Source organism: Sphingomonas limnosediminicola (genome assembly GCF_039537965.1).
In the GTDB taxonomy this organism is placed as follows: domain Bacteria; phylum Pseudomonadota; class Alphaproteobacteria; order Sphingomonadales; family Sphingomonadaceae; genus Sphingomicrobium; species Sphingomicrobium limnosediminicola.
The window spans coordinates 196,612-220,729 of record NZ_BAABBM010000001.1; the positions used below are offsets into that span (position 1 = coordinate 196,612).

At 64.1% G+C, this 24,118-nt stretch carries 25 protein-coding genes and 1 pseudogene; 17 read left to right on the forward strand and 9 right to left on the reverse strand.

Annotation, left to right across the window (positions count from 1 at the left end; genetic code table 11):
• Window positions 1–23: 23 nt before the first annotated feature.
• The 4 genes and pseudogenes from ABD704_RS00980 to rimM all read left to right on the forward strand — a co-directional run bounded on the left by ABD704_RS00980 (window position 24) and on the right by rimM (window position 3,335).
• Window positions 24–461: a hypothetical protein gene (locus tag ABD704_RS00980; protein ID WP_344697826.1), complete on the forward strand. Its 438-nt coding sequence runs from the start codon at window positions 24–26 to the stop codon at window positions 459–461.
• Window positions 462–616: 155 nt separating this feature from the next.
• Window positions 617–2,104, forward strand: a complete 1,488-nt coding sequence (gene ffh, locus ABD704_RS00985) for a signal recognition particle protein (protein WP_344697827.1) — start codon at window positions 617–619, stop codon at window positions 2,102–2,104.
• A gap of 26 nt (window positions 2,105–2,130) precedes the next feature.
• A pseudogene (rpsP, locus tag ABD704_RS00990) lies at window positions 2,131–2,676 on the forward strand (30S ribosomal protein S16); the annotation flags it as partial.
• 158 nt (window positions 2,677–2,834) lie between these two features.
• Window positions 2,835–3,335, forward strand: a complete 501-nt coding sequence (gene rimM, locus ABD704_RS00995) for a ribosome maturation factor RimM (protein ID WP_344697828.1) — start codon at window positions 2,835–2,837, stop codon at window positions 3,333–3,335.
• On the opposite strand, the gene ABD704_RS01000 is transcribed toward rimM, so the two are convergent.
• Window positions 3,332–4,294 (reverse strand): NAD(P)/FAD-dependent oxidoreductase, encoded by a 963-nt coding sequence (locus ABD704_RS01000; RefSeq protein WP_344697829.1) that lies wholly within the window; start codon window positions 4,292–4,294, stop codon window positions 3,332–3,334. The two genes, rimM and ABD704_RS01000, sit on opposite strands and share 4 nt — an antisense overlap.
• Window positions 4,295–4,343: 49 nt before the next feature.
• On the opposite strand from ABD704_RS01000, the gene trmD reads away from it, so the two are divergent.
• Entirely contained in the window at window positions 4,344–5,084 is a 741-nt protein-coding gene (trmD, locus tag ABD704_RS01005) for a tRNA (guanosine(37)-N1)-methyltransferase TrmD (RefSeq protein WP_344697830.1), read from the forward strand.
• Window positions 5,081–5,479, forward strand: a complete 399-nt coding sequence (gene rplS, locus ABD704_RS01010; protein WP_344697831.1) for a 50S ribosomal protein L19 — start codon at window positions 5,081–5,083, stop codon at window positions 5,477–5,479. The genes trmD and rplS overlap by 4 nt, the downstream gene beginning before the upstream one ends.
• 9 nt (window positions 5,480–5,488) lie before the next feature.
• Here the strand turns inward: rplS and ABD704_RS01015 are convergent, their stop codons facing one another.
• The 3 genes from ABD704_RS01015 to ABD704_RS01025 all read right to left on the reverse strand — a co-directional run bounded on the left by ABD704_RS01015 (window position 5,489) and on the right by ABD704_RS01025 (window position 8,612).
• Window positions 5,489–6,316, reverse strand: a complete 828-nt coding sequence (locus ABD704_RS01015; RefSeq protein WP_344697832.1) for a DUF2189 domain-containing protein — start codon at window positions 6,314–6,316, stop codon at window positions 5,489–5,491.
• A gap of 80 nt (window positions 6,317–6,396) precedes the next feature.
• Window positions 6,397–7,293 (reverse strand): hypothetical protein, encoded by an 897-nt coding sequence (locus ABD704_RS01020; protein ID WP_344697833.1) that lies wholly within the window; start codon window positions 7,291–7,293, stop codon window positions 6,397–6,399.
• A gap of 26 nt (window positions 7,294–7,319) precedes the next feature.
• The gene (locus ABD704_RS01025) at window positions 7,320–8,612 is read right to left on the reverse strand and encodes a M28 family peptidase (protein WP_344697834.1); all 1,293 of its coding nucleotides are present in this window, start codon (window positions 8,610–8,612) and stop codon (window positions 7,320–7,322) included.
• Window positions 8,613–8,705: 93 nt separating this feature from the next.
• Here ABD704_RS01025 and ABD704_RS01030 point away from each other — a divergent pair, with 93 nt between their 5' ends.
• Both ABD704_RS01030 and ABD704_RS01035 read left to right on the forward strand, forming a co-directional pair.
• The gene (locus ABD704_RS01030) at window positions 8,706–9,734 is read left to right on the forward strand and encodes an aspartate-semialdehyde dehydrogenase (protein WP_344697835.1); all 1,029 of its coding nucleotides are present in this window, start codon (window positions 8,706–8,708) and stop codon (window positions 9,732–9,734) included.
• 37 nt (window positions 9,735–9,771) lie between these two features.
• Window positions 9,772–10,242, forward strand: coding sequence for a YybH family protein (locus ABD704_RS01035; protein ID WP_344697836.1), 471 nt, complete (start codon window positions 9,772–9,774; stop codon window positions 10,240–10,242).
• A 10-nt stretch (window positions 10,243–10,252) separates the two neighbouring features.
• Here ABD704_RS01035 and ABD704_RS01040 read toward each other — a convergent pair whose 3' ends face one another.
• Both ABD704_RS01040 and ABD704_RS01045 read right to left on the reverse strand, forming a co-directional pair.
• On the reverse strand, window positions 10,253–10,915 hold the full coding sequence (locus ABD704_RS01040) for a Fe2+-dependent dioxygenase (protein ID WP_344697838.1): 663 nt from the start codon (window positions 10,913–10,915) through the stop codon (window positions 10,253–10,255).
• A complete protein-coding gene (locus ABD704_RS01045; RefSeq protein ID WP_344697839.1) occupies window positions 10,916–11,923 on the reverse strand; it encodes a hypothetical protein in 1,008 nt (335 codons plus the stop codon).
• Between the two features lie 47 nt (window positions 11,924–11,970).
• Between ABD704_RS01045 and ABD704_RS01050 the strand changes: the two genes are divergently transcribed.
• Window positions 11,971–12,417 carry a GFA family protein gene (locus tag ABD704_RS01050; RefSeq protein ID WP_344697840.1) on the forward strand — a complete coding sequence of 149 codons (447 nt, stop codon included), beginning with the start codon at window positions 11,971–11,973 and terminating at the stop codon, window positions 12,415–12,417.
• Entirely contained in the window at window positions 12,414–13,166 is a 753-nt protein-coding gene (locus tag ABD704_RS01055) for an alpha/beta fold hydrolase (RefSeq protein WP_344697841.1), read from the forward strand. Before ABD704_RS01050 ends, ABD704_RS01055 begins: the two co-directional genes overlap by 4 nt.
• A gap of 50 nt (window positions 13,167–13,216) precedes the next feature.
• On the opposite strand, the gene ABD704_RS01060 is transcribed toward ABD704_RS01055, so the two are convergent.
• Both ABD704_RS01060 and ABD704_RS01065 read right to left on the reverse strand, forming a co-directional pair.
• Window positions 13,217–13,633, reverse strand: coding sequence for a hypothetical protein (locus tag ABD704_RS01060; protein ID WP_344697842.1), 417 nt, complete (start codon window positions 13,631–13,633; stop codon window positions 13,217–13,219).
• A gap of 119 nt (window positions 13,634–13,752) precedes the next feature.
• The gene (locus tag ABD704_RS01065; RefSeq protein ID WP_344697843.1) at window positions 13,753–14,241 is read right to left on the reverse strand and encodes a peroxiredoxin; all 489 of its coding nucleotides are present in this window, start codon (window positions 14,239–14,241) and stop codon (window positions 13,753–13,755) included.
• 142 nt (window positions 14,242–14,383) lie between these two features.
• On the opposite strand from ABD704_RS01065, the gene ABD704_RS01070 reads away from it, so the two are divergent.
• The 7 genes from ABD704_RS01070 to ABD704_RS01100 all read left to right on the forward strand — a co-directional run bounded on the left by ABD704_RS01070 (window position 14,384) and on the right by ABD704_RS01100 (window position 23,962).
• The gene (locus ABD704_RS01070) at window positions 14,384–14,914 is read left to right on the forward strand and encodes a YqgE/AlgH family protein (RefSeq protein ID WP_344700447.1); all 531 of its coding nucleotides are present in this window, start codon (window positions 14,384–14,386) and stop codon (window positions 14,912–14,914) included.
• Window positions 14,915–15,024: 110 nt separating this feature from the next.
• The gene (gene ahcY / locus ABD704_RS01075) at window positions 15,025–16,437 is read left to right on the forward strand and encodes an adenosylhomocysteinase (protein ID WP_344697844.1); all 1,413 of its coding nucleotides are present in this window, start codon (window positions 15,025–15,027) and stop codon (window positions 16,435–16,437) included.
• A 114-nt stretch (window positions 16,438–16,551) separates the two neighbouring features.
• Window positions 16,552–18,909 carry a sensor histidine kinase gene (locus ABD704_RS01080; protein ID WP_344697846.1) on the forward strand — a complete coding sequence of 786 codons (2,358 nt, stop codon included), beginning with the start codon at window positions 16,552–16,554 and terminating at the stop codon, window positions 18,907–18,909.
• Entirely contained in the window at window positions 18,906–19,340 is a 435-nt protein-coding gene (gene tsaE, locus ABD704_RS01085) for a tRNA (adenosine(37)-N6)-threonylcarbamoyltransferase complex ATPase subunit type 1 TsaE (protein WP_344697847.1), read from the forward strand. Before ABD704_RS01080 ends, tsaE begins: the two co-directional genes overlap by 4 nt.
• Window positions 19,325–20,323 (forward strand): aminoglycoside phosphotransferase family protein, encoded by a 999-nt coding sequence (locus ABD704_RS01090; protein WP_344697848.1) that lies wholly within the window; start codon window positions 19,325–19,327, stop codon window positions 20,321–20,323. The genes tsaE and ABD704_RS01090 overlap by 16 nt, the downstream gene beginning before the upstream one ends.
• On the forward strand, window positions 20,320–21,081 hold the full coding sequence (locus ABD704_RS01095; protein ID WP_425565364.1) for a nucleotidyltransferase family protein: 762 nt from the start codon (window positions 20,320–20,322) through the stop codon (window positions 21,079–21,081). The genes ABD704_RS01090 and ABD704_RS01095 overlap by 4 nt, the downstream gene beginning before the upstream one ends.
• The gene (locus ABD704_RS01100; RefSeq protein WP_344697849.1) at window positions 21,074–23,962 is read left to right on the forward strand and encodes a PD-(D/E)XK nuclease family protein; all 2,889 of its coding nucleotides are present in this window, start codon (window positions 21,074–21,076) and stop codon (window positions 23,960–23,962) included. Before ABD704_RS01095 ends, ABD704_RS01100 begins: the two co-directional genes overlap by 8 nt.
• A 2-nt stretch (window positions 23,963–23,964) precedes the next feature.
• Here the strand turns inward: ABD704_RS01100 and ABD704_RS01105 are convergent, their stop codons facing one another.
• Window positions 23,965–24,102, reverse strand: coding sequence for a hypothetical protein (locus tag ABD704_RS01105; RefSeq protein WP_344697850.1), 138 nt, complete (start codon window positions 24,100–24,102; stop codon window positions 23,965–23,967).
• Window positions 24,103–24,118: the final 16 nt, after the last annotated feature.

The window sequence follows — 24,118 nt, forward strand, 5'->3', positions numbered from 1 at the left end:
CAAGCCAAATATTAGGAACGATCATGCCGAGAAGCGCCAATGAGGTCATGCAGTCGATCATCTTCTCGGCGATCCTCGACGGCATCGCCGCGCTGAAGACGGCGTCCAAGGGCCTTCCCAATAATTTGCTGCGCGACGTGCAGGCCATCCACCCGAATGTGACCTTCGCCGACCTGCCGAAGGAGCTTCAGGACCAGATCGCCGAGAGCACGCGCACGGCATTCACCCAGTTGTTGAAGGATGGCTACGCCGTTGGGCCGCGTCAGCAGATGCAGCAGACCCGTCCGATGGACCGAGTCCCCGAGCGCCAACGGCCCGGCTCGAATGACCGTCGCGGCCCGCCGCGCGGTCCTCGTCGCCCGCCGAGCGGGGAAGGCGGCGACCGTGGGCCTCGCGGTCCGGGTGGTGGTCCTGGCGGCGGGCGGCCCCGCAAGCCCAAGGGCAAGCCGCGCCTAGGTTGAACTCCCGCACGTAAGCGGCTAAGCGCCGCGGCGTCCTAGGACATACATCGATGCGGAGCGCCCGAGGGTGCACGCCGGCCGACGAGGTTTCGTCCGCCGGCGTATTTTGCGTTTCGGTACCCATATGGGTCGCGAAGCATCGTTAGGAGACTTGAATGTTCGACACGTTGAGCGATCGGCTCGGCAGCGTTTTTGACCGGCTCCGGGGGCGTGGCGCCCTGACGGAGACCGACGTGCGCGCCGCCATGCGGGAAGTACGTGTCGCCCTGCTCGAAGCGGACGTTGCGCTTCCGGTTGCCCGCGACTTCGTCGACCAGGTGACCGAGAAAGCGGTCGGTCAGGAAGTCCTTCGCTCGGTCACGCCGGGTCAGATGGTCGTCAAATTCGTCCACGACGCACTCGTGGAGACGCTCGGCTCCGAAACTGCCGAGCTCGATCTCGCGGTTGCGCCGCCCGCGGTCATCATGATGGTTGGTCTTCAAGGCTCTGGTAAAACGACCACGACGGCCAAGCTCGCCAAGCGGCTGTCCGAGAAGGAGCGCAAGCGGGTCCTGATGGCCTCGCTCGACGTTGCCCGACCGGCGGCGCAGGAGCAGCTCGCGGTTCTCGGTCGCCAGGCGAACGTCGACACGCTGCCGATCGTCGCCGGCCAGCAGCCGGTCGATATCGCGAAGCGCGCGCTTCAGTCGGCCAAGCTGCAGGCTTACGATGTCGTTCTGCTTGATACCGCGGGCCGCCTCCACGTCGACGACCAGCTTATGGCGGAGATGAAGGCGGTTGCAGCCGCTTCGAACCCGGCCGAAACCCTGCTCGTCGTCGACGCGCTGACCGGCCAGGACGCGGTCAACGTCGCGAAGGGCTTCTCGGCTGAAGTGCCCTTGAGCGGCGTCATCCTTACTCGAATGGACGGTGACGCCCGCGGCGGCGCTGCACTGTCGATGCGGGCAGTTACCGGCAAGCCAATCAAGTTCGCCGGCGTCGGTGAAGGCATCGACAAGCTGGAAGCTTTCCACCCGGAACGTGTTGCCGGCCGCATCCTCGGGATGGGCGACGTCGTCAGCCTCGTCGAGCGCGCCGCGGAAACGATCCAGGTTGAGGAAGCCGAGAAGCTTGCGGCCAAGATGGCCAAGGGCAAGTTCGACCTCGACGACCTTTGGGCCCAGCTGCGCCAGATGCAGCGGATGGGCGGCCTTGGCGCGCTCGCCGGCATGATGCCGGGCCTCAAGGGCATGAAGGGCGCGATGGACAAGGCGCAGGACGACAAGGCTCTCGTCCACATGGAAGCGATGCTCTCGTCGATGACGGCGAAGGAGCGCGCCAAGCCTGAGCTGATCAACGCCAAGCGCAAGATCCGCGTCGCCAAGGGCAGCGGAACGACGGTTCAGGAAGTCAACAAGCTCCTGAAGATGCACCAGGAAATGGCGACAGCCATGAAGCGTCTCAAAAAGATGGGCGGCTTCGGCAAGCTCGCGGCGATGTTCAGCAAGGGCGGCCTCGAAGGCGCGCTCGGCGGCGTTGCCCCTCCGGGTGCACTGCCGCCCGGCGGGCTCGGTCTTGGCGGCGCCGGCGGAGGCCTCCCGGGGCTCGGAGGCGGGTCGTCATTCAACCTCCCCCCTGGTTTCGACAAGTTTTCAAAGAAGTAAGCGAACACTCTGAAAGGAAATAACAAATGGCTCTAGCAATTCGTCTCTCGCGCGGTGGCGCGAAGAAGCGCCCATATTATCGCATCGTCGTCACGGACAGCCGTTCGCCGCGCGACGGCCGCTTCATCGAGAAGGTCGGCACCTACAACCCGCTGCTGGCGAAGGATTCGCCGGAGCGCGTGAAGCTCGATGCCGACCGCATCAATCATTGGCTCGGCGTCGGCGCCCAGCCGTCGGACCGCGTCCTGCGCTTCCTCGACGCCGCCGGCATCCGTGAGCGCGCCGCCCGCAACAACCCAAACAAAGCGAAGCCGGGCGAGAAGGCTACCGAGCGCGTCGAAGCACGCGCGGCCAAGGAAGCCGAAGCGGCTGAAGCTGCTGCCTCGCGTCAGGAAGAGGCCGAAGCCGTCGTCGCCGAGGAAGTCGAAGCCGCGACCGCTGAGCCAACTGCTGAGGCAGAGCAGGTCGTTGAGGAAATTGCCGAGCAGACCCCCGCCGCCGAAGAGACTGCCGAACCCGATACGGTGGAAGCACCGGCGGAAGAGGCCGTTGCCGAGGAAGCTCCGGCTGCCGAGGCCGACAACCAGGGTGAGTCGACCGCTGAGCCGGCCGAAGGCGCTGACGACGTGAGCCCGCCGACATCGGAATCGCCGCAGGCGGAAGTCGCCGAGGGCGAGGGTGAATCCGCCGAGGCGCCGGCCGAAGGCGCGTCTGAGGAAACCCAGGCCTAATGACGTCCGAGGACCGCAGCGAGCGCCGCGTCGCTCTCGCTGCGGTTGCCGGCGCGCATGGCGTGAAGGGCGAAGTCCGGCTGAAGCTGTTCAGCGACGGCATCGACACCCTGTCTCGCCAGAAGAAGCTCTATGTGGGAGGCGTCGAGAGGCGCCTCCTTTTCGTTCGCGATGGCGGAAAAGGCGCTGTCGCCCGCTTCGAGGGGATCGCCGACCGATCCGATGTCGAAGCACTGCGCGGTTCCCTCGTCGAAATCGATCGCTCGGCGCTCCCGCCGCTCGAGGAGGGCGAATATTATCACGCGGATCTCATTGGCCTTCCGGCCGTCGATCGCGGAGGCGTCGCTGTAGGTACGGTGAAGGCCGTCGAAAATTACGGCGCAGGCGACCTGCTTGAGATCGAACGCGGGGATGGCTCGACGACGCTCATCCCATTCCGTGATGGCATTGCCGACCTGGAGGGCGATCGGATCGTCGTCGATCCGGAATTCCTCGCCTAGCTTCCGGTTTCGGCCTCCTCCATTTTCTCCGCAGGCTCACGCCAGAGCGGCTGCTTGGCGCAGAGGTCATTGCGGATGCTCGTCGCGGCGACGCCGCCCTCGCCCATGGCGTGGCTGATCTGGTCGAGGCCGTGCACCACATCCCCGGCCGCATAGAGCCCTTCGACGCTCGTTCTTTGATGGTCGTCGCACAGGTAGCAACCGTCGTCGGCAAGCTTGGCGCCGACCATCTCGCCGAGCTGGGTGTGGGTGTCTGATCCGAGCGCTGGATAGACGCTGTCGAAAGTGTGGTGCCCTTCGGCAGTGTCGACGACGATGCAATTGTCGGCGATCGCGACCGCATGGGCCGGTCCGTCGACGCAATCGATGCCCGCACGCTCGAGCTTTTCCCGGTCCTCGGCCTTGAGGTTCAGCGCGGCATCCGGCGCGATCAGCGTAACATCGGCGGTGTAGCTGCGGATGAAGATCGCTTCCGCGACGCCATGGCTATCGTCGCCGATCACGCCGACCTTTTTGTCGGTCACCTCATAGCCGTCGCAAATGGGGCAGTAGCGGATTAGTCCACGGGCGAGCGCATCATCGTGGAGTTCCTCGTCCATCGGGGGCTGCCGATTGCTTACCCCCGTGGCGAGCAGAACACTCTTTGCGGTCCGGCAACCAGAGCCCCAGGTCACCGTGAACAGCCCGGTTTCCTCGTCGCGCTCGAGCTTGGTCACATGTTCGGTGGCGATCTTGGCGCCATATTTCTGCGCTTGCGTCCGCATCCGTTCGAGCAGTTCCTCGCCGCTGATCCCGTCCGGGAAGCCGGCATGGTTGCGCGTGCAGGGGATCCACGATGCCCGGCTTTTGCCGCCGTCGACCACCAGGATGTCCAGGTGGAAGCGGGCGAGATAGATGGCGGCAGTCAGCCCAGCAGGGCCGCCGCCGATAATGAGGCAGTCGAGAACGGGATCATCCATCCGTTCCCAATGGATTGCCGCTGCCGCGGTTCCCGACTAGCCCGCGCGCATGGCGTTTCGTGCCTCTATCCTAACGCTCTACCCGGACATGTTTCCGGGGCCGCTCGGCACCAGCCTGGCCGGCCGAGCGCTTGATCAAGGCACGTGGAGCCTCGAAGCCAAGAACATTCGCGATTTTGCGACCGACAAGCATCGCAGCGTCGACGATACGCCGGCGGGCGGCGGGGCGGGGATGGTGCTTCGGCCCGACGTGCTTGCCGCTGCTCTCGACAGCGTGGCGGATGGTCGCCCTATGCTCGCGTTGACGCCGCGTGGGGCGCCGCTGTCTCAGCAGCGCGTGCGAGAACTCGCGGCGGGCGAGGGCGTCATCCTGCTGTGCGGGCGCTTCGAGGGATTCGACGAGCGGATTTTCGAGGCGCGGGGCCTCGAGCCGGTCTCGATCGGCGACTATGTGCTTTCCGGCGGCGAGCTTGGGGCGATGGTGATCCTCGACGCTTGCGTGAGACTGCTTCCCGGGGTAATGGGCGCGGCCTCCAGCGGTGAGGAAGAGAGCTTCGAAGCGGGGCTACTCGAATATCCGCACTATACCCGGCCTGTTCAATGGGAAGGGCGCACGATCCCCGAAGTGCTGCGGTCGGGGGATCATGCGAAGATTGCCGCGTGGCGACACGCAAAGGCGGTCGAAGATACACGGCTAAGGCGGCCGGACCTGATCGAGCGCCACGGGGGCGCATCGCAGGCACCGCCCTCTGGCGCGCGGCGACGAGATACGAAGGCAAAAGACAAATGAACCTGATCGAGACCCTCGAGCGCGAAGCCATTGATGCGCTGACCGCCGAAAAGCCCGTTCCCGAATTCCGCCCCGGCGACACGCTACGTGTCGGCGTGAAGGTGATCGAAGGCGACCGCACCCGCGTCCAGGCTTTCGAAGGCGTTTGCATCGCCCGCGCCAACAAGGGCGTCGGTTCGAGCTTCACGGTCCGCAAGATCAGCTTCGGCGAGGGCGTCGAGCGCGTCTTCCCGCTTTATTCGCCGATCATCGATGCGATCGAGGTCGTTCGCCGCGGCGCCGTTCGTCGCGCCAAGCTCTACTACCTGCGTGGCCGCACCGGTAAGTCGGCTCGCATCGCCGAGCGCCGTGACGTCCGTCGCGATGCGCCGGCCGAGACCGCGCCGAAGGCCTAAAGCCCTGCCTCAAGCATCGCAGCGTCGACCGGGGACATGCTCCCGGTCGATGAGGCGCGTGTAGAGGTGCCAGGTCGAATAGCCGAGCCACGGCAAGACGAAGGCCAGCCCCACGAACAGCGGGGCGATGCCCAGCACCAGCAAGCCGACGACGATCAGGCCCCAGCGGAGCATCAGGCCTTTGTTGGCCTGCGCCGCGCGCCATGAAGCCGACACCGCTTCCGATGCGCTGACGTCGCAATCGACCAGCATCGGCATGGAGGCCACGCTCATGCTGAGCACCACCCAGCCGAATACTGCGCCGACCAGTCCGCCAGCGATTATCAGCGCCCATCCCTTGGGCGTCGTCAGCACGGACTCGAAAAACCCGGCGATCGATGTCGGTGTCGCCCAGCCGAACAGCACAGCGTAGAGCGCCCCTGCGGCAATCAGCCACAGGAAGAATACGAGCATCAGCAGCCCGGCGACCATGCCCATGTCGTCGGCCGCCGGTCGCTTCAGCACGTCGAAGAAGTGCGACCAGTTAGAACGATGTCCATCTTCCCGCCGCCGCGCGAGCTCATAAAAGCCGACGGCCGCGACAGGGCCGAGAAGGCCAACGCCCGCGACGACGGGGAAGAGAAACGGGATGAGCGGGCGGTTCGTGGTCATCACCACCGCCGCCACGCCGACGAGCGTGTAGACCAGCCCCGCGATGAGTATGTCGCCCCTCATCGTCAGGAAGTCGTCGAGGCCCTGCTTCAATGCGAAGCGCAGGTCGTCGCTCGTGATCGTCCGGATCGGTATTTGCTGTGCTCGCGCGGGCGTTTGGGTCTCGCGCATCGTATTGGTCGCCATGACACCTCCTTCGAGTGTGCCGTCCGGCGCAACAGGCGCCGGGCGCCTGACCGAGTCTTAGCACATACGACTTCGGTTGGTCAGAGCTTCACGCGCGCAAAGGCGATTGCTTCGTCGCGATTATATTGCGGGCGCGCGAATTTCGGTCGGGCGGCCAGCAGCGGAGCGGCCGCCGGTGGCAGTTCACCCCGCCCGCCGACCACGAGAAATTCGATCGGCGTGAGACGGGCCGTGGTCAGCTGAAGCGTCACGCCGTCACAGCTGCGCCCAAAACAATCGAACGAATATTTGCCGCCTCGCCCCTCATCGATGGGGCGCACGAAACCCGCAACGCCGGCAGAGCTTATCTTCGCGTCTTCGGGAGCGATCAGTCCGACCCTCTCGTTTCCATCGGCAATGAGGCGGATGGTGATCGTGCGCTTTGAACCGTTCCGCACTTCGCCGAGAAGTTGGGCCGATGGAGCGGGTTCGGCGCCCGGCGGTGCCTTGGCAATCCAGCGCGGACGATCGCTGAAGGGCAATGCGCCGCGCCGCCATATCCCGACGGAGTCGAAGGCCTTGGGAAGCAGTGCCGCATCGTTCAGGATCGACCAGGACGCCTGCTTCTTTGTCTCATCCGTTACGAACTGGACCGCCATTCGCTGCTGCCGGTCTGCCGAGTAAGCCGGAGAAGCGGCCGCAGCGACCCCGCCCGCGACCGCCAGCGCGGCCGCAACAGTCACGGAGATTCGCGCGTCGGCGGCGTCGAGGAGCACCTTCCCCTCGATAACGAGCGGCAGAATAAGGAGCGCGCCGAGCGGAGCGAAGATCCACATCGGGCCACCGTTGAGCAACTCCTCAAGCAGACCCAGCATCGTGCCCCAGGTGAGATAGAGAATGGCGATCGCCAGCAGAGCACCGACGATCTCCGCGGATTTCCACCAGCGCGACAAAAGAATGCCGCCCAGCGCCAGAAGCGGAGGGAAGATGAAGAACACGATCCCGCCTGGCGCAATGAGTCCGATCAGCGCGCCGACAACAAGGAGACGAGCCAGCAGCTGGCCCGCAGCTGAGAGGTCGTTAGCTGGCGGCCGATCGTGACGATCAGCAGGACAGCCGCCACCAAAACGCAGGCGTAGGTGGCGAGGTGAGTCCAGACGGGCTCGGCCCGCCAGAACATCCCGTGTCGAAAGGCGCCGATGACCGCCAGCGCGATCCACGCGAGGATTCCGGAAGCGAAAATGGTGCCGAACGCGATGGCCACACCGCGAACGAGCTGGCCCCTTCGGAGCGCGATCACGACTGCGGCCAAAAGCAATATCACCAGCAGGGCCACGCCCAAGGCGAGCGGCAGGACGACCAGCGTCTTCCCGGCGATGTCCATAAAAAAGCGCTCGCCGCCACCGGTCTTTGGCGCGCCGTTTGCAAGCGACTGCGCGAGCGCCAATGTCTGGTCGCCCATATGCTGGAGCGTCGCTGGATCGAGCGCGGCCAAGTCGTCGCCTGCGCTGTGATATCGGGTCTCGTTTCCGATCGGGGCAAGGTTCAGCGTCAGCCAGTTGCGCTCGGCGAAGCTGTTCACGTCGGTGTAGTTCGGAAGCAGGCGATAGACATCGGTCGACAGCGAGTTGGCGACCGGATTTCTCACCGCCGCCTTGAAGACGCCGATCGGAGCGGCATTTGGACGGCTCGTCTCGAACATGTTTACCGGGCCTCTGACGCCGCGGGCCTCCAGATTGACGATCGAGTCGACGTTCCGGCTGAGAGGGTCGGCCAAGAATGCGCCGGCGCCGACCAGGCCAAGCTCCTCGCCTTCATTGAAGAGCAGGATGACCGGCCGCTTCAAAGGTCGGTCCTTCAGAAGTGAAGCAATGTCCAGCAAGGTTGCGACACCGACACCGTCGTCACCCGCGCCCGGACCGACGGGCGTGCTATCGTAGTGGGCGTTGAGGAGAACCGCCTTGCCGTCTGGCGGCCCTAATGTGGCGATGACGTTCCGGACCCGTGCGCAAGAGACGCCGCGCTGCTTGTACAATTCGTTGGACGCGAATTGATCGCGCAAGATCGGGTTTAGCCCCATTTCCCGAAGGGCATCGACGATGTGGCCACGGACCTTGTCATCCGCCGCTGTGTCTGCCGGGCGCGCACGTTGGTCGCCCAGGATTACCGCCAGCCGCGCCTTGGCACGCGTCGCGTCGAATTCGGTGGCCTGATTGGTCGCACGAAGCGGCGGTGCCTGCACCAGCCAGGACTTCGCCGCCATCAGCCCAAGGATGGCGATCAGCAGCGAAGCGAGCAGCAACGTCGGTCGGCGCATCTTCCCCCCTTGGACGGCGCGAGGGCGAGTGCCATATCGCTTTCATGGGCCGCATGCGATAGGCGCGGCCAAGCGAGCTTTTGGAGAATGAGAATGGGCTACCGTGTCGCGGTCGTCGGAGCGACGGGGAATGTCGGTCGCGAGATCCTGAATATCCTGGCCGAGCGGCAATTCCCGCTCGACGAGGTTGCTGCGGTCGCGTCGGCGCGGTCGACCGGTGACGTCATCGACTTCGGTGACAGCGGTCAGGAGCTCAAGGTCAAGAACCTGGAGCATTTCGACTTCGCCGGATGGGATATCGCGCTGTTCGCCGCCGGATCCGAGGTGTCGAAAGTCCATGTGCCGAAGGCGGCGCAGGCCGGGTGCACGGTGATCGACAACAGCTCGCTCTACCGGATGGACCCGGACGTGCCGCTGATCGTGCCGGAGGTAAACTCGGAAGCCATCGCGGGCTATCGCAAGAAGAACATCATCGCGAACCCGAACTGCTCGACCGCGCAGCTGGTCGTGGCGCTGAAGCCGCTTCACGACGCTGCGAAAATCAAGCGCGTGGTTGTCGCGACCTATCAATCCGTGTCGGGTGCCGGGAAAGCTGGCATGGACGAACTGTTCGAGCAGTCGCGTAACATTTTCGTCGGCGACCAGAACGAACCGCGGCATTTCCAGAAGCAAATTGCATTCAACGTCATTCCGCAGATCGACGTCTTCCTCGACGACGGGTCGACCAAGGAAGAATGGAAGATGGTCGTGGAGACGAAGAAGATCCTAGACCCGTCCATCAAGCTGACCGCGACCTGCGTCCGCGTGCCGGTGTTCGTCGGCCACTCCGAAGCGGTGAACATCGAGTTTGAGAACGAAATCTCCGCCGCGGAAGCGCAGAGGATTCTCCGCGAGGCGCCGGGCATCATGCTAATCGATAAGCGGGAGCCAGGCGGTTACGTGACCCCGGTCGAAGCGGTCGGCGATTATGCGACCTTCGTCAGCCGGGTGCGGGAAGATCCGACCGTCGAAAACGGTCTCAGCCTGTGGGTAGTCAGCGACAACCTCCGCAAGGGCGCGGCGCTCAACGCGGTGCAGATCGCGGAGTTGCTCGGGCGCAAGCATTTGCAGAAGGCCGCCTAAGCAAATAGCTTGTACCTTCAATTCTGGAGGGCTGGCCATGCGCAAGTTGATCATTCTACTGGGCCTGCTGGTCCTCGCCGGCTGCAAGCAGCGGGTGTCGTCGGATCATGCCCCTGTGACTCAAGCCGAGGCGACGAAGATCGCCGAACAGGCGGAGTCCAATTTCACCAAGGGCACCGTCGACGCTGTAATGCAGCAATATGCGGACGGAGCGGTGATGATCGACGCCACACACCCCAATCTCAGCACCGACCGGAAGGTTCAGTCGGGCTGGGCCAAGGATTTCGTCAGCATGCAGCCTGCCGACTACCATGTGCCGGATCGGCAGATTCAGATCGTCGGGCCGGACGCATTTGTGAGTTCGGGAACAGAGATGTTCACGGTCGCAGCAGGGACGCAACGGCCGACGATCAGTGCGCGTTTCACCGACGTTTTCCAGCGGCAGAAGGATGGCAGCTGGAAGATCGTCCACGAGCACGTCTCGCTCCCGCCGGCGCCTCAGAAATAGGCGCCACCCCTTAGGGCCTGTCGCTCCAGTACCGAAGCAAGTTTTGCTGGACGAGCTGGAGGCGGCCGTAATTTTCGGGATCCATCTTCAGGCCCTCTAACGCGGCCACCTCGTTCAGTTCGTAGAGCATGTTGCGGCGGAACGGGTCTTGGATCCGGCTTTGGATGAAGGTGATCGCGACCAGTCGCTCGCCACGCGTCACCGGCATGACCTGGTGGAAACTGTCCGACGGATAGACGATCGCTTCGCCCGGCTGCAGCTTGAAGGTCAGCCGTGCATCGCCGAGGCGGACGTGGAGCTCGCCCCCGTCATAATCCTTCGGATCGTTGAGGAAGATGGTGCAGCTGAGGTCGCTCCGGATAGTCGCGCCTGGAAGCTGGATGAAGGCAGCATCGGCATGCGCCCCGTATTTCATGCCAGGCTTGTACCGAGTGATGAGCGGCGGCGCCAAAAAAACCGGGAACGCGAACTCTGCAAACTCCGGCGTCCGCAACATCGCCGCGCGAATGATGTCTGAGCTTTGCTTGTAGGCGCTGGGCTCGTGCAGCTGCTCGTTCTGCTTGGCCGTGTTGTGTGGATTGGTGATGCGCCCGTCGATGAACGGCGTCGCCGCGGCGATGCGCTTGCATTCCGCGATTTCCGCGTCGGTCAGGATTTGCAAAACCCGATACATCTACCCCTCCGCGCGGGAGAGGGCCCGCGCCAATATCGGCGACTTTTCGGCCGCCGATCGAAGCATGGCAAGCGCTCCGTCGATCGACTGCCGCTGCGTAGACGCCGCTCCGTCGATCAGGTCGCGGCGAAGACCGGCGCTGTAGTCATATTCCATCGCCTTCGAATAGCGGCGCATGAGCGGCCCCGTGGCGATCGCGTCGAGCTGCGCTTCGTCGGCCTCGACCCCTAAGAATCCGGCAATCCGCGCAAGCGCCGCTGGCATGTCGTCCAGCATCCGATCGAAATCCGCCCATTCGACACGGCGATCAGGCATGGCATCGGCCGCGGCTTCGAGCGCTGTCATCTCGCAAGCCCAGGCAATGGCGGCTAGCTCGGCGTCGCTGTGCGCTGCACCAAGCGACGAAACCCGTCGGCTCAAGCGCTCAGCCCGCGACGGCGCGAGCATGCGCAACTCTTGAACGCTGTTTTCGCCCGCGAGGATGCTGCCGATGTAGTTCCGCGGCGTTGCGTACATCATCAGCGCGCGCTCTCCGGCCGGAACCAGCTCGGGCGCGATCTCGCTGACGAAACTGGTCGCTTTCACGCAGACAATGTCGTCGCTTGAGAAGGTGCGCGACATCAGTTTGGGCGCCGTTTCGACGTACGCGCGTCGGACTTCTGCCGGGCTAAGGGCAAGGTCGCGGAGCAGTCGCGGTTCGCGGACCGCCAGAACGCCATTCAGCTCACCCAGCAGCCTCGAGACGAGCGTCGATCCGACATGGCCGATGTGGAAGATCCATCGTGCGTCCTGACGTAGATCACCGGCCACCGCCGCTTCGACTTCGGGCCACGGCAGAACCTGCGCATCGACCGGCTGCTGAAGAATTCGGTCGTCGAGGAAACTCGCCGCGCGATACGCCTCGCTATCCATCGCGATCAGGCGGACCATGCCAGACGATGGATCCAGCGCCTGCGCCAGCCAGCGGGCGTCCCGTGCGATCTCTTCGGCTCTGGGCGCGCTGGACATGCCGCCCCTTAGCGCTGCATTGCGCGCCAGACCAAGGAGGGAGATCCATGGGCGAACAAATGACTGGCGGCTGTGCTTGCGGGCGGGTGCGCTACACGGCGACCGTCAACGACGACGAGGCCTATCTCTGCCATTGCCGCATGTGCCAGCGCTCGACCGGATCGTTATCGATTGCGTTCAAGAACGTGAAGAAGGCGGACGTCGCTTGGGAGCATGAACCCGACTGGTACGACAGCTCGCCGATTGCGGAGCGCTCGTACTGCCGAGAATGCGGGACATCGTTCGGCTTCCGCTTCAAGGAAGGTAGCGAGAACATGGACCTGACGGTCGCCAGCTTCGACGATCCCTTGCGCTTCAAGCCCAAGCATCATTTCGGCGCGGAGAGCATGCACCGCGCCTGGCTCAACACCGAGGGACTGCCGGAAATGCGGACCGCGGACTACCAAAAATTGGTCGACAAGTGGGTGGAAGCGACAGGCAGCTTTCCCGGATGAGCGCTGCCGTGAGTTTCTGGAACGCGTCGGACGGCGTGAAGCTCGCTTATCATGAATTGGGTGAGGGGCGGCCGGTCATCCTGCTCCACGGCCTGTTCTCCGACGCCAACATGAACTGGATTAAGTTCGGGCACGCGGCGCGCATCGCGGCGGATGGGTTCAGGGTGATTATGCCCGACCTCCGCGCCCACGGGCAAAGCGGCCAGCCGCATGGTGAAGAGCATTATCCGCGCGGCATCCTTGCACGCGACCTGCGTGAGCTCATCGCGCATCTTGAGCTTCAGGATTTCGATCTTGGTGGCTTCTCGCTGGGATCGCGGACGACGGTCGAAGGAGTGGGCGAGGGCCTTCGCCCACGGCGCGCGATTCTCGGCGGCGCCGGTCTGGAAGGCCTTCGCAACTGGAAGCGCCGCAAGACCTTCTTCCTGGAAGCCATCAGCATGTTCGACCAGGTCCAGCGCGGCGATCCGCACTGGCTTTCAATTCAGTTCATGAAAAGTCAGCATGTCGACCGCATTGCCTCCGCCTTGCTGCTGGAGAGCTTCGAGGATGCCTTCATGGATTGGCTGCAGGCCTTCACCATGCCGACGCTCGTTGTTTGCGGAAGCGAGGACGATGACAATGGCTCGGCCGAAGAGCTTGCGCAGGCGCTGCCTAACGCCGTGTTCCGAGAGGTGCCGGGAACGCACATGAGCTCGGTCACCAAGCCGCAACTCGGCGAAGCCATCGCCGAATTTCTCAGCGCATAAGAAAAGGGCGCCCGGTTAGGGGGCGCCCCAATCATTCGCATCAAGGATGCTTAGTAAGCAATCGCGCCTGCCTTGGTCTGCGCATCGACCGTCTCGTCGGTCGGCCGCTTCGCTTTCTTGCCGGTCGACTTGAGCGTCAGGGCCTCTTCCGAAATCTCCGACTGTGACTTGTTGCCTTTGCCACTGGCGATGAAGGCCTCGCCGTCGCCGGTTTGCTCGCCGAAACGCATGTTCTCAGTCCATTCACCGATCTGATCCGAAAGGCCGCTAAGTTGGTCGCTGATCTGCGAGCGCTTGGTCCAAAGGAATAGACCAGCCGCCGCTGCACCCGCAGCTACCGCGGCCGCCGCGACCGGGCGATCCCGGGCGAGGTCAAACACGCCGCCGGACGAATACTGATTGCGGCCGGAAGGGTTGTTGTTCCGGTTACGGTTTGTGTTTCCGCCGCGATTGCTGGTTCTTGCCATGACTATACTCTCCTCTGAGGATGATTTCGCTTTCGAACCGTTTAAACGATTGAAAGCGTTCGCTGTTCGCCCCGGCAGAGACGAACAGCGGTGAGGAGAGGCGGGGTAGCGGCGAACCGTCAGGCGGTGGCGAGCTGGTCCAGCATATATTCGGCGCTCGACGCCCGGTACTCGCCAGGGGCTTCGACGTTGAGTTGCTCGACCACACCGTCATCGACGATCATCGAATAACGCTGTGAGCGCTTGCCCATGCCGAACTTGCTTCCGTCCATGTCGAGCCCGGTCGCATCGGCGAAGGCGCCGTTGCCGTCGGCGAGCATGGTGATGTCTTCCGACCCATCAGCCTTGTTCCAGGCCGCCATTACGAACGGGTCGTTGACTGAGATGCAGGCGATCTCGTCGATCCCCTGTCCCTTCAGCTCCTGCGCCTTTTCGACATAGGATGGAAGGTGGCGGGACGAGCAGGTCGGCGTGAAGGCGCCTGGAACAGCGAACAAGGCGACGCGCTTGCCGGCGAAATATTCGGTGCTGGTCGTCGGCTGCGGACCATCGGCAGTGGCAATAGCCAGCGGAACGTCCGGAAGTCGCTCACCAATAGCAATCGTCATGTTCGTCTCCTCATGTCGCGTTAAAACGGCTGATAGGCTCGCCGTCCGGTGCCCTCAAGCCTTGCTCGCCGCACGCTTGGCGCTCATTGTCGCAGACGTGAGCGACGATCCAAGGTTCCTGTCCGGCAAGCTTCTCCTCGCCATGCCGGGGATGGCCGACCCACGCTTCGAGCGCGCCGTGATCGCCATGTGCGTGCATGACGAGAATGGCGCGATCGGCGTCGGTGTCGGGCACAAGCGGGCTGGTATCACTTTCCGAGGACTCCTTCGCCAGCTCGAGATCGATCCGGGGGAGGCGCCCGACTGCGCGGTGCACCACGGCGGGCCGGTCGAGCCGGGACGGGGGTTCGTACTTCATTCGACTGATTGGGGCGGCCAGGACACGCTCCACGTCAACGGCGATAATGGCGAGATTTTCGCCATGACCGGGACGATCGACGTTCTTCGCGCCATCGCCGAGGGCAAAGGCCCGTCGCAATGGATCGTGGCGCTGGGTTATGCCGGTTGGGGCGAAGGCCAGCTGGACGAGGAAATGACCCGCCATGGCTGGTTCGCGGCCCGCGGAGAGGGTCGAATCCTGTTCGACACGCCAACGGACGAGAGGTGGGCGGCGTCGTTCAAGGCTGAGGGGATAGACCCGCGACTGCTCGCAAGTGAAACAGGCGCGGCTTAGATTTCAACATATAAAGATATCTTTATATTTGCCTTTTGACGCGCTCGCGGGTAGGGGCGGCGGCGAAATGCGCCTCATCGGCGCGCATCATGCAAACTGGAGAAACTCACGTGGCGACGCAGGCTGAAACCCGTTTCAACGACTATGTCGTGAAGGACATCGGCCTCGCCGATTTCGGGCGCAAGGAAATCGAAATTGCCGAGACCGAGATGCCCGGCCTCATGGCGCTGCGCGAGGAGTTCGGTGGATCGAAGCCGCTGAAGGGCGCGCGGATCACCGGCTCGCTCCACATGACGATCCAGACGGCGGTCCTAATCGAGACGCTGATCGACCTCGGCGCGGAAGTGCGCTGGGCGTCGTGCAACATCTTTTCGACGCAGGACCATGCGGCGGCGGCAATCGCGGCGCGCGGCATTCCGGTCTTCGCCATCAAGGGCGAAACCCTCGAAGATTATTGGGACTATGTCGTCCGCATCTTCGACTGGGGTCGCGACACAACCTGCAACATGATCCTCGACGACGGTGGCGACGCGACGATGTTCGCGCTCTGGGGCAATCGCGTGGAGAAGGGCGAAGAGCTGTTCACGCCATCGAACGAGGAAGAGGAAATTTTCGTCGCGACGCTGAAGCGCTTCCTCGCCGAGCGTCCGGGCTACCTCACCAAGACGGTCGAGGCGATCAAGGGCGTTTCAGAAGAGACCACCACGGGCGTTCACCGCCTCTATGAGCTCGCCAAGCAGGGCAAGCTTCCCTTCCCGGCCATCAACGTCAACGACAGCGTCACCAAGTCGAAGTTCGACAATCTCTATGGCTGCAAGGAGAGCCTGGTCGACGCGATCCGCCGCGGCACCGACGTGATGCTTGCCGGCAAGGTCGCTTGCGTTGCCGGCTACGGCGACGTCGGCAAGGGCTCGGCCGCTTCGCTCCGCAACGGCGGTGCGCGCGTTCTGGTCACGGAAATCGACCCGATCTGCGCGCTCCAGGCCGCGATGGAAGGCTATGAGGTCGTGACGATGGAAGAGGCGACCAAGCGCGCCGATATTTTCGTCACCGCGACGGGCAACATGGACGTCATCACCGTCGATCACATGCGGGCGATGAAGAACATGGCGATCGTGTGCAACATCGGCCATTTCGACAGCGAGATTCAGATTGGCGCGCTCGCCAACATGAAATGGACCGAGATTAAGCCGCAGGTCGATGAGGTTGAATTCCCGGACGGCAAGAAGATCATCGTCCTGTCGAAGGGCCGCCTCGTGAACCTCGGCAACGCGACCGGTCACCCGAGCTTCGTGATGAGCTCCAGCTTCACCAACCAGGTGCTGGCGCAGATCGAGCTCTGGACCGGCGCAGAAAAGTACAAGAACGACGTGTACGTTCTTCCGAAGCACCTTGATGAGAAGGTCGCTCGCCTCCACCTAGACAAGCTCGGCGTGAAGCTGACGACGCTCAGCGACAAGCAGGCAAGCTATATCGGCGTGTCGACTGAAGGTCCTTTCAAGCCGGACCATTACCGCTACTAAGATACTTGCCGCGGTAGGATTTTAAGGGGGACGAGGAGCAATTCTCCTCGCCCTTTCTTTTGCCCGCTTCTTAGCCCTATGTGTTCTCTCACAAGGGGGTAGCGGACCGTCTTCATGAGCGCTCTCGGCGCACCGACTGTCTGGATCATCGTGCTGGGACTGCTGTGGCTCGTTCTCGCGGCCGCGGTCTCGGTCCTTGCCGCGCGCCGGATGGAGCTTGCCCAGCGGGTGCTCGATGCGGCGCGCTCGAACGCCGCATTGCTGGAACTGACGCCGGCACGCCCACTGTTGGTAAGACCCGATCAGCGGGTCGAGGCGGATGAGTTGCTTGTTCGCGACCTTGGTCTCGATCGTGCGCCGCGGCGGATCGCGGACCTTTCGGGCAAGGACAGCGGCATTGCGCATGACGATCTCGAAGCCTTGGCCTCCGATGTCGAGGCGGCGCAGATGTCCGCGGGACGGATATCGCGGAAAGTCCGCGCTGAGGGCTCTGGCCGGATCTTCGAGGTTCGCGGCGGCCCCGCACCTGCGCCCGCGCCGCCTGGCACTTTGCTCCTTTGGTTCTTCGACACCAGCGCCAGCGAGGAAGAGCGATCCAAGATCGCGCTTCGCCTTCGTCAAACCGAGGGTGCCCTCAATTCTCTCACGCACCTGATCGAGGCGGCTCCATTCCCCATGTGGTATCGCGGGCCGGACTTGAAGCTCGGCCTCGTCAACAGCGCCTTCGTTCATGCGGTGGAGGGCAAGGACGCCGCCGAAGTCATCGAACGCGGCTTCGAGCTAGTGGATGCCGAAGGCGAGGACAGTCCCGTCGCCAGCGCCAAGAAGGCGCAAGAAACAACGCACATCGTATCTCGCATGCAGCCCGCGATCGTCCGCGGCGAGCGGCGGATGCTGCGGATCGTCAACGTTCCGATGTCGACGGGGGCGGTCGCCGGCTTCGCCGTCGACGTGCAGGATCTCGAGGACGCCCGGACGGAGCTGTCGCGCTACATCGAATCCCAGCGCGAGCTTGCGGATAGGATGACGGCCGGCACGGCTCAGTTCGACGCCGACCGCACGCTCAGCTTCTACAATCGACCATTCGCGGCGATGGCGCAGCTCGACCCGGAATGGCTGACGGAGAAGCCCGAGTTCGATCGCGTGCTGGAACGGATGCGCGACAATCACCGGTTGCCGGAAGCACGCGACTTTCCACAGTGGCGCAACGAGCGCCGCGAGTGGTTCACCAGCGCCGACGAGGTGGTCGAGGAGGAGTGGGTGCTGCCGAACGGCGACCACCTTCGCGTGGTGGCCCAGCCGCTACCCGACGGCGGGCTGCGCCTGTTCCTGGAAGATCGTACCGAACAGCTTCGGCTGGCGTCGGCACGCGACACGTTGCTCCGGGTCCGCGCAGCGACCTTCGATAATCTGTTCGAGGCCATCAGCGTCTTTGCCAGCGACGGCCGTCTCTACCTGTGGAACCGCCGCTTCCTCGAAGATTGGGAACTCGATGAAGAGTGGCTTGCTGAGCACCCCCGCGTCGATGAGCTGGTTCCGGCCATGGCGCGCAAACTCGTGAACCCGACCGCTGCGGCACAGATTCGGGAGATGGTGCGTCAGACGACCAACGAGCGGCAGTCCGCAAACGGCCGCATTTCGATGACGGACGGGCGGCATTTCCAGTTTGCGGCCGTGCCGCTGCCCGATGGCAACGCGCTCTTCACGATGATCGACGTGACAGCGTCCACCCGGATCGAGGCGGCGCTTCGTGAGCGCGCGAAGGCCCTCGAGGAAGCTGACAGGGTGAAGACCGATTTCGTCGCCAACATGAGCTACGAGTTGCGGACGCCGCTGACGTCCATCGGCGGATTCGCTGAGCTTCTGCAGGGCGGCTATGCAGGAAACCTCAGTTCCAAGGGCAAGGACTATGTCGACGCGATTATTGAGTCCGTGGAGCGCCTGTCGAAGCTGATCAACGACGTGCTCGACCTGACCACCGGCGACACGCGGGGCGTTGCGATCGAACATGAGCGTGTCGATGTCGCAGGCCTTTGCCGTGCCGCGATCGAAACGGCGAAAGGGAGGGCGGCCGAGAAATCGCAGAAGCTGGAGGCCGAGATTTCGCCGACCGTCGGCTATGTTTTCGGCGATGCGCGAAGGCTTCGCGAATCCGTCGAGCACGTGCTCAACAACGCAGTTGCCTACACCGATCGCAAGGGCCGCATTGCGCTCAGCGCAGATGGCAATTCCGACAGTGCGGTCATCCGCATCGTCGACAACGGCTCAGGCATTGCGACCGAGGACCTTCCGCGCGTGTTCGACCGCTTCGACCGGATCGACGAGGCCGGCGTGCGCGGTGAGGCCGCGCTTGGCCTCGGTCTCCCACTGACGCGCCAGTTCGTCGAGGCGCACGGCGGCAGCGTCGATCTGCAGTCGAAAAAGGGCAAGGGCACCACGGTGACCCTGACCATTCCCCGAGGTTCGCGATGATCTTGGCCGATGAGGAGGCGACAGCGAGATTTGGCGCAGCTTTGGCGCGTTCCGCGCGACCGGGCGATGTAATTGGACTTTCGGGGCAACTCGGGGTCGGCAAGACCACGCTGGCGCGAGGGTTTCTGACGGGTCTCGCACACGAAGGCGAAGTTCCTAGCCCCAGCTTCGCAATCGTTCAGCCCTATGAGGCTCTCGATCCGCCCGTCTGGCACGTCGACTTGTATAGGATCGAGCATGCGTCCGAGATCGAGGAACTCGGATTGGACGCCGCGAGTGACGCTGTCCTGCTCGTCGAATGGCCGGAACGTGCCGGCGAGCATGCGTGGCCCGAGGCGCTCGGCCTGTCGCTCGATATGGGTCCCGATGGCGCGAGAATCTTGACAGCGAATGTGCCCCCGTCATGGGAGGGTCGATGGCCTCCACGATGAAACCGCCGGCGCATGCGCCTGACTTCCTTGCCGCTTGTGGGTGGGCAGGGGCGGAGATTCTGCCTTTGGCCGGAGACGCGTCGTTCCGGCGTTATTTCCGTGTCGTCGAGGGCGACCGGAGCGCGGTCCTGATGGACGCGCCCCCGCCGCACGAGGATCCACGACCTTTTATCGCCGTGGCGGAGTGGCTTGCGGAAACTGGGTTGAGCGCGCCGGAGATCATTTCGCGCGACCTGGAAAAAGGTCTCCTGCTCCTCGGCGACTTCGGCAGCGAGCGGCTTCGCGAAACGCTCGACACTGATCCGCAGCGTGAGCACGAGCTTTATGCGCTCGCCACGGACGTCCTTGTCCATCTGCACGCGCACGCGCCGATGGAAGGCCTACCGCCGCACGGTCTTGAGCAGTGGCTGACGGAGCTGGAGTTGTTCACCGAATGGTATTGCCCGGCCGTCGGCGCCGATGTCGATCTCGCCGGATATCGAAAAGCTTGGGAAGAGGTGCTCCGCCCAATCGCCGAAGACGGCCTTGGACCCGTCACCGTACTCCGTGACTATCACGCCGAAAACATCATGCTGATCAGCGACCGCTCGGGCGTCGGCCATTTTGGATTGCTCGATTTCCAGGACGCGTTGGCCGGTCACCCCGCATACGATCTCGCTTCCGTCCTCGAGGATGCCCGGCGCGATGTCTCCCCGGCGGTCGAACGGGAGATGATTGATCGCTACATTGCAGCGACCGGATCGGGCGAGAAGCTGGAGCGAGCCTATTGGGCTCTCGCTGCACAACGAAACACGCGCATACTCGGCGTTTTCACCCGCCTGTGGAAACGCGATGGCAAGCCCGGCTACCGGCGATTCCAGCCGCGAATGTGGGGATTGCTGGAGCGCGATCTCGAGCAACCGCACCTGAGGCCCGTGCTCGACTGGTTTAGAGCCAACATTGCTCTTGAGCACCGGCGCGAACCGTGGAAGCAGGCGGCGTGAACAAGTCGAAGCGGGCATTGCGTTTGAGGGCGGAGGTGCCTGCCGAGGTTCCCCATACGGCGATGATCATGGCCGCCGGGCTGGGCAAGCGCATGCGTCCGCTGACGGCAACAAGGCCGAAGCCCTTGATCGAGGTACGCGGCAAGGCGCTGCTCGATCATGTGCTCGACAAGCTTAGAACGGCGGGCGTCAAGAAGCTGGTCGTCAACGTTCATTACCTCGCCGACCTGGTCGAAGCCCACCTCGCGGGCCGCGAGCACGGTTTCGAGGTGGCCGTTTCGGACGAGCGCAAGCTGCTCATGGAAACGGGCGGTGGCCTGGTCCAGGCGGCTCCCCTGATCGACAGCGATCCGTTCCTGGCGCTCAACAGCGACAACCTCTGGGTCGATGGCCCGGCAGACACCATCAGGCTTCTCGCGTCGCAGTGGGACGATGCGAAGATGGACGCGCTGCTCCTCCTCGTGCCTCAGGCGCGCGCGCTCGGCCATAAAGGAATGGGCGACTTCCACATGGATCGCGAAGGGCGGCTTCGGCGTCGGGAGCGAAGCCATGTGGCACCGTTCGTGTTCACCGGCATCCAGATGGTCTCGAAGCGGTTGCTCCGGGATGCGCCCGAGGGGCCGTTCTCTACCAACATCCTCTGGGATCGGGCGATTGAGGAAGGGCGCTGCTTCGGCGCTGTGCACCAGGGCCTGTGGTTCGATGTCGGCACACCAAGCTCGATTCCGTTGACCGAGACTGCGCTCGAAAATGCCTGAGCGGGCGGCCGCGCGGCCGGCCGTCTTCACGATACCGGCCAACCGGTCGTTCGCCGATGCACTCGCCGCTGGGCTGATCCAGCGATTTGGCAAGGACCGCCTTGCGCTCGCGCGCGGCCGCATTCTGCTGCCCAACAATCGCGCCGTTCGGACCGTGACGGAAGCGTTCGTTCGAGCCAGTGGAGGTGGGCTCCTGCTTCCACGATTGATCCCGATCGGCGACCCCGAACTGGATGAGCGCATCGGCGGCGCGCTCGAGCCGCTCGACGATAGCGAGGACATTCCTCCGGCGGTCGAGCCGCTGCAGCGGCTGCTCTTGCTCGCGGACTTCGTGCGACGCGACGCCGGCAGCGCGACCGAGGCTTTGCGCCTGGCGCAGGATCTCGGCCGAACACTCGACAGTCTGCTGGTCGAGCAAGTTGATCCGGCGCGGCTCAGGGACGTGGCGGACGAGGCGGGCGACCTCGCCGCTCACTGGCAAGTCTCGCTCGAGCGCCTGAAGGTCATCCTCGACGAATGGCCCAGCCGCCTGGCGCAAATGGGCCGGATCGACCTTGCCGACCGCCGCAACCGTCTCCTCGCGCGGCTCGCCGGTCGATGGCGCGACAACCCGCCGGTTGGCTTCACGGTCGCGGCCGGCATCACGACCGCAGCGCCCGCAGTCGCGGCGTTGCTGCATCGGGTGGCGCGCATGCCGGACGGGCTCGTCGTCCTGCCAGCGCTGAACCTTTCCCACGTCTTGCCGGACGAGGAATGGGAAGCGCTCGATCCGGACGACCGCGGGCGAGCGGAGCAGACCCATCCGCAATATCATTTGAAGCTGCTTCTCGACCGCATAGGTGTCGCGCGCGGGGAGGTTCAGCTTTGGCCCTCTGCAGGACGAGCCGCTTCGCCGGCTGTTCGTGCGCGGGCGGTGGCGAATGCCATGACCGCCGCCGACTTCAGCGACAAATGGAGTTCGCTTAAGCCGGCGGAGCGACGCCTGACCGGCGTTAGAGCAGCCGAGTTCGCCGACGGCGCTGCGGAGGCGCAGGGGATTGCGCTGGCCTTACGGGAAGCGCTGGAAACGCCGGGTCGCACGGCGGCCCTCTTAACCCCCGACCGAATGCTCGCAAGGCGCGTGTCTGCGCTTCTGCGGCGATGGGACATCGAGGCCGACGACAGCGCCGGTCGAGCGCTCGGCGAGACGCCGGTCGGAACCCTTCTTCTGAACATAGCGGCCACGGCGGCGGAGGACTTGGCTCCAACGCCGTTGCTGGCCTTGCTCAAGCACCCGCTGGTTGGAGGCGAAGGGGACGACCGGGTCCGGTGGCTGGACACCGTTCGTGTGCTGGACCTGCAGCTTCGGGGGCCAAGACCGGGCGCCGGAATCGCGGGGTTGGACTCACATCTCGGTGACAAGTCGGCTTGGCAGACCGTCAGACCATATGCTGAGACCGTTGCGAACCTTCTCGCCAGACCGATCAGCCTCGCCGAATTTGCGGGCCAGCTGGTCGATGCGGCGCAGTCAGTCGCTGCCGACCGTCCATGGCGCGGCGCGGATGGCAGAATGGCCGCCGATCTGCTCGCAGAATTCGCGTCTTTTCACGCTGCGCTATCGACGACTATCACGGCCGAGGATGCGGTCCCGGTACTGCGCGACTTGCTGGACCGTCAGCGAGTCCGCCCGCCCTACGGCGGACACCCGCGCATCTTCATTTGGGGATTGCTGGAGGCGCGGCTGCAGCAAGCCGATCTGGTTGTCCTCAGCGGGCTGAACGAGGGAACCTGGCCCGCGGCACCCAGTCCCGACCCTTGGCTGGCTCCGAAGATTCGCGCCAACCTCAACCTGCCAAATCTCGATTTTCGAACCGGACTCTCGGCGCACGACTTCGCGAGCGCCCTGGGAGCGCCGCAAGTGCTTGTGACGAGGGCGCGCCGCGACGACCGGTCTCCGACGGTCGCGTCGCGTTTCTGGCTTCGTCTTCAGGCAATGACCGGTGGCATCACTCGGGAGACGATGCTTGAGCGCCTGGTTGGGGTCCTCGACGATCCCGGCGATGTGAAGCCCAGTTCCCGCCCGCGTCCGATCCCCGCTGCCGCGCTTCGCCCCCGACGCATATCGGTCACCTCCGTCGACCGCCTGAAGGCCGATCCGTTCGCCTTCTACGCGCAGGCGATGTTGAAGCTTCGCACACTCGATCCCATCGACGCCGACCACAGCGCCGCTTGGAAGGGCACGGCGGTTCACAAAGTGCTCGAAGAATGGCTGAACGAGGACGATTGCTCGCCCGAGAAGCTCCTGCCTCGGGCGGAGAAGTTGCTGCGGGGTGAGACGATCCACCCGATGCTCCGCGCCTTGTGGGCACCTCGGCTGCTCGAGGCGATCAAATGGATCGAGGAACAGGAGCGCGAGGATCGCGCCAGCGGTCGCTCGCCGCTCAAGGCGGAAGTCACGGGCGAAACGGCAATCGACGGCGTCGCGGTGCACGGCAAGGCTGATCGCATTGACGCCCTCGCGGACGGCGGCCTGGCAATCGTCGATTACAAGACGGGGAAGGCGCCTGCGCAGAAGGCGGTCGATGCAGGGTTCGCGATACAGCTCGGGCTGCTTGGCCTCATCGCTCGTGCCGACGGGTTTACCGGCTTTTCTGGAGACCCCGAACGTCATGAATATTGGTCGCTGACGAAGGACCGTGACAGCTTCGGCAAGCGCGTTTGCCCCGACAAGAAAATGGGCGCCAAAGAATTTCTCGCCCACGCCGAGGCGAATTTCCGCGAGGCGGCAGCAAAATGGCTGACAGGTGAGGAGCCGTTCACGGCCAAGCTAAACCCGGCCTATGCGCCTTATGGCGACTATGACCAACTGATGCGGCTCGAAGAATGGTACGGCCGCGAATGACGCTACCGGCGCGGCTTCTTCTTGACCTTGGATGCGTAGAGCAGCGCGGCGACGATGGCGGCCGAGCCAATGCCGACGGCGACGCCCGCCTTGACCAGCTTGTTGCGCCTCTGATCGTCCCCGTCGTTCGTCTCGGCCATCACGCTCTCCTTGGCG

Bases quoted from the DNA above. Each gene is read 5' to 3' on its own strand.
- ABD704_RS00980 (WP_344697826.1), top strand. From the start codon at position 24: ATGCCGAGAAGCGCCAATGAGGTCATGCAGTCGATCATCTTCTCGGCG.
- ffh (WP_344697827.1), top strand. From the start codon at position 617: ATGTTCGACACGTTGAGCGATCGGCTCGGCAGCGTTTTTGACCGGCTC.
- rimM (WP_344697828.1), top strand. From the start codon at position 2,835: ATGACGTCCGAGGACCGCAGCGAGCGCCGCGTCGCTCTCGCTGCGGTT.
- ABD704_RS01000 (WP_344697829.1), bottom strand. From the start codon at position 4,294: ATGGATGATCCCGTTCTCGACTGCCTCATTATCGGCGGCGGCCCTGCT.
- trmD (WP_344697830.1), top strand. From the start codon at position 4,344: ATGGCGTTTCGTGCCTCTATCCTAACGCTCTACCCGGACATGTTTCCG.
- rplS (WP_344697831.1), top strand. From the start codon at position 5,081: ATGAACCTGATCGAGACCCTCGAGCGCGAAGCCATTGATGCGCTGACC.
- ABD704_RS01015 (WP_344697832.1), bottom strand. From the start codon at position 6,316: ATGGCGACCAATACGATGCGCGAGACCCAAACGCCCGCGCGAGCACAG.
- ABD704_RS01025 (WP_344697834.1), bottom strand. From the start codon at position 8,612: ATGCGCCGACCGACGTTGCTGCTCGCTTCGCTGCTGATCGCCATCCTT.
- ABD704_RS01030 (WP_344697835.1), top strand. From the start codon at position 8,706: ATGGGCTACCGTGTCGCGGTCGTCGGAGCGACGGGGAATGTCGGTCGC.
- ABD704_RS01035 (WP_344697836.1), top strand. From the start codon at position 9,772: ATGCGCAAGTTGATCATTCTACTGGGCCTGCTGGTCCTCGCCGGCTGC.
- ABD704_RS01040 (WP_344697838.1), bottom strand. From the start codon at position 10,915: ATGTATCGGGTTTTGCAAATCCTGACCGACGCGGAAATCGCGGAATGC.
- ABD704_RS01045 (WP_344697839.1), bottom strand. From the start codon at position 11,923: ATGTCCAGCGCGCCCAGAGCCGAAGAGATCGCACGGGACGCCCGCTGG.
- ABD704_RS01050 (WP_344697840.1), top strand. From the start codon at position 11,971: ATGGGCGAACAAATGACTGGCGGCTGTGCTTGCGGGCGGGTGCGCTAC.
- ABD704_RS01055 (WP_344697841.1), top strand. From the start codon at position 12,414: ATGAGCGCTGCCGTGAGTTTCTGGAACGCGTCGGACGGCGTGAAGCTC.
- ABD704_RS01060 (WP_344697842.1), bottom strand. From the start codon at position 13,633: ATGGCAAGAACCAGCAATCGCGGCGGAAACACAAACCGTAACCGGAAC.
- ABD704_RS01065 (WP_344697843.1), bottom strand. From the start codon at position 14,241: ATGACGATTGCTATTGGTGAGCGACTTCCGGACGTTCCGCTGGCTATT.
- ABD704_RS01070 (WP_344700447.1), top strand. From the start codon at position 14,384: ATGCCGGGGATGGCCGACCCACGCTTCGAGCGCGCCGTGATCGCCATG.
- ABD704_RS01080 (WP_344697846.1), top strand. From the start codon at position 16,552: ATGAGCGCTCTCGGCGCACCGACTGTCTGGATCATCGTGCTGGGACTG.
- tsaE (WP_344697847.1), top strand. From the start codon at position 18,906: ATGATCTTGGCCGATGAGGAGGCGACAGCGAGATTTGGCGCAGCTTTG.
- ABD704_RS01090 (WP_344697848.1), top strand. From the start codon at position 19,325: ATGGCCTCCACGATGAAACCGCCGGCGCATGCGCCTGACTTCCTTGCC.
- ABD704_RS01100 (WP_344697849.1), top strand. From the start codon at position 21,074: ATGCCTGAGCGGGCGGCCGCGCGGCCGGCCGTCTTCACGATACCGGCC.
- ABD704_RS01105 (WP_344697850.1), bottom strand. From the start codon at position 24,102: ATGGCCGAGACGAACGACGGGGACGATCAGAGGCGCAACAAGCTGGTC.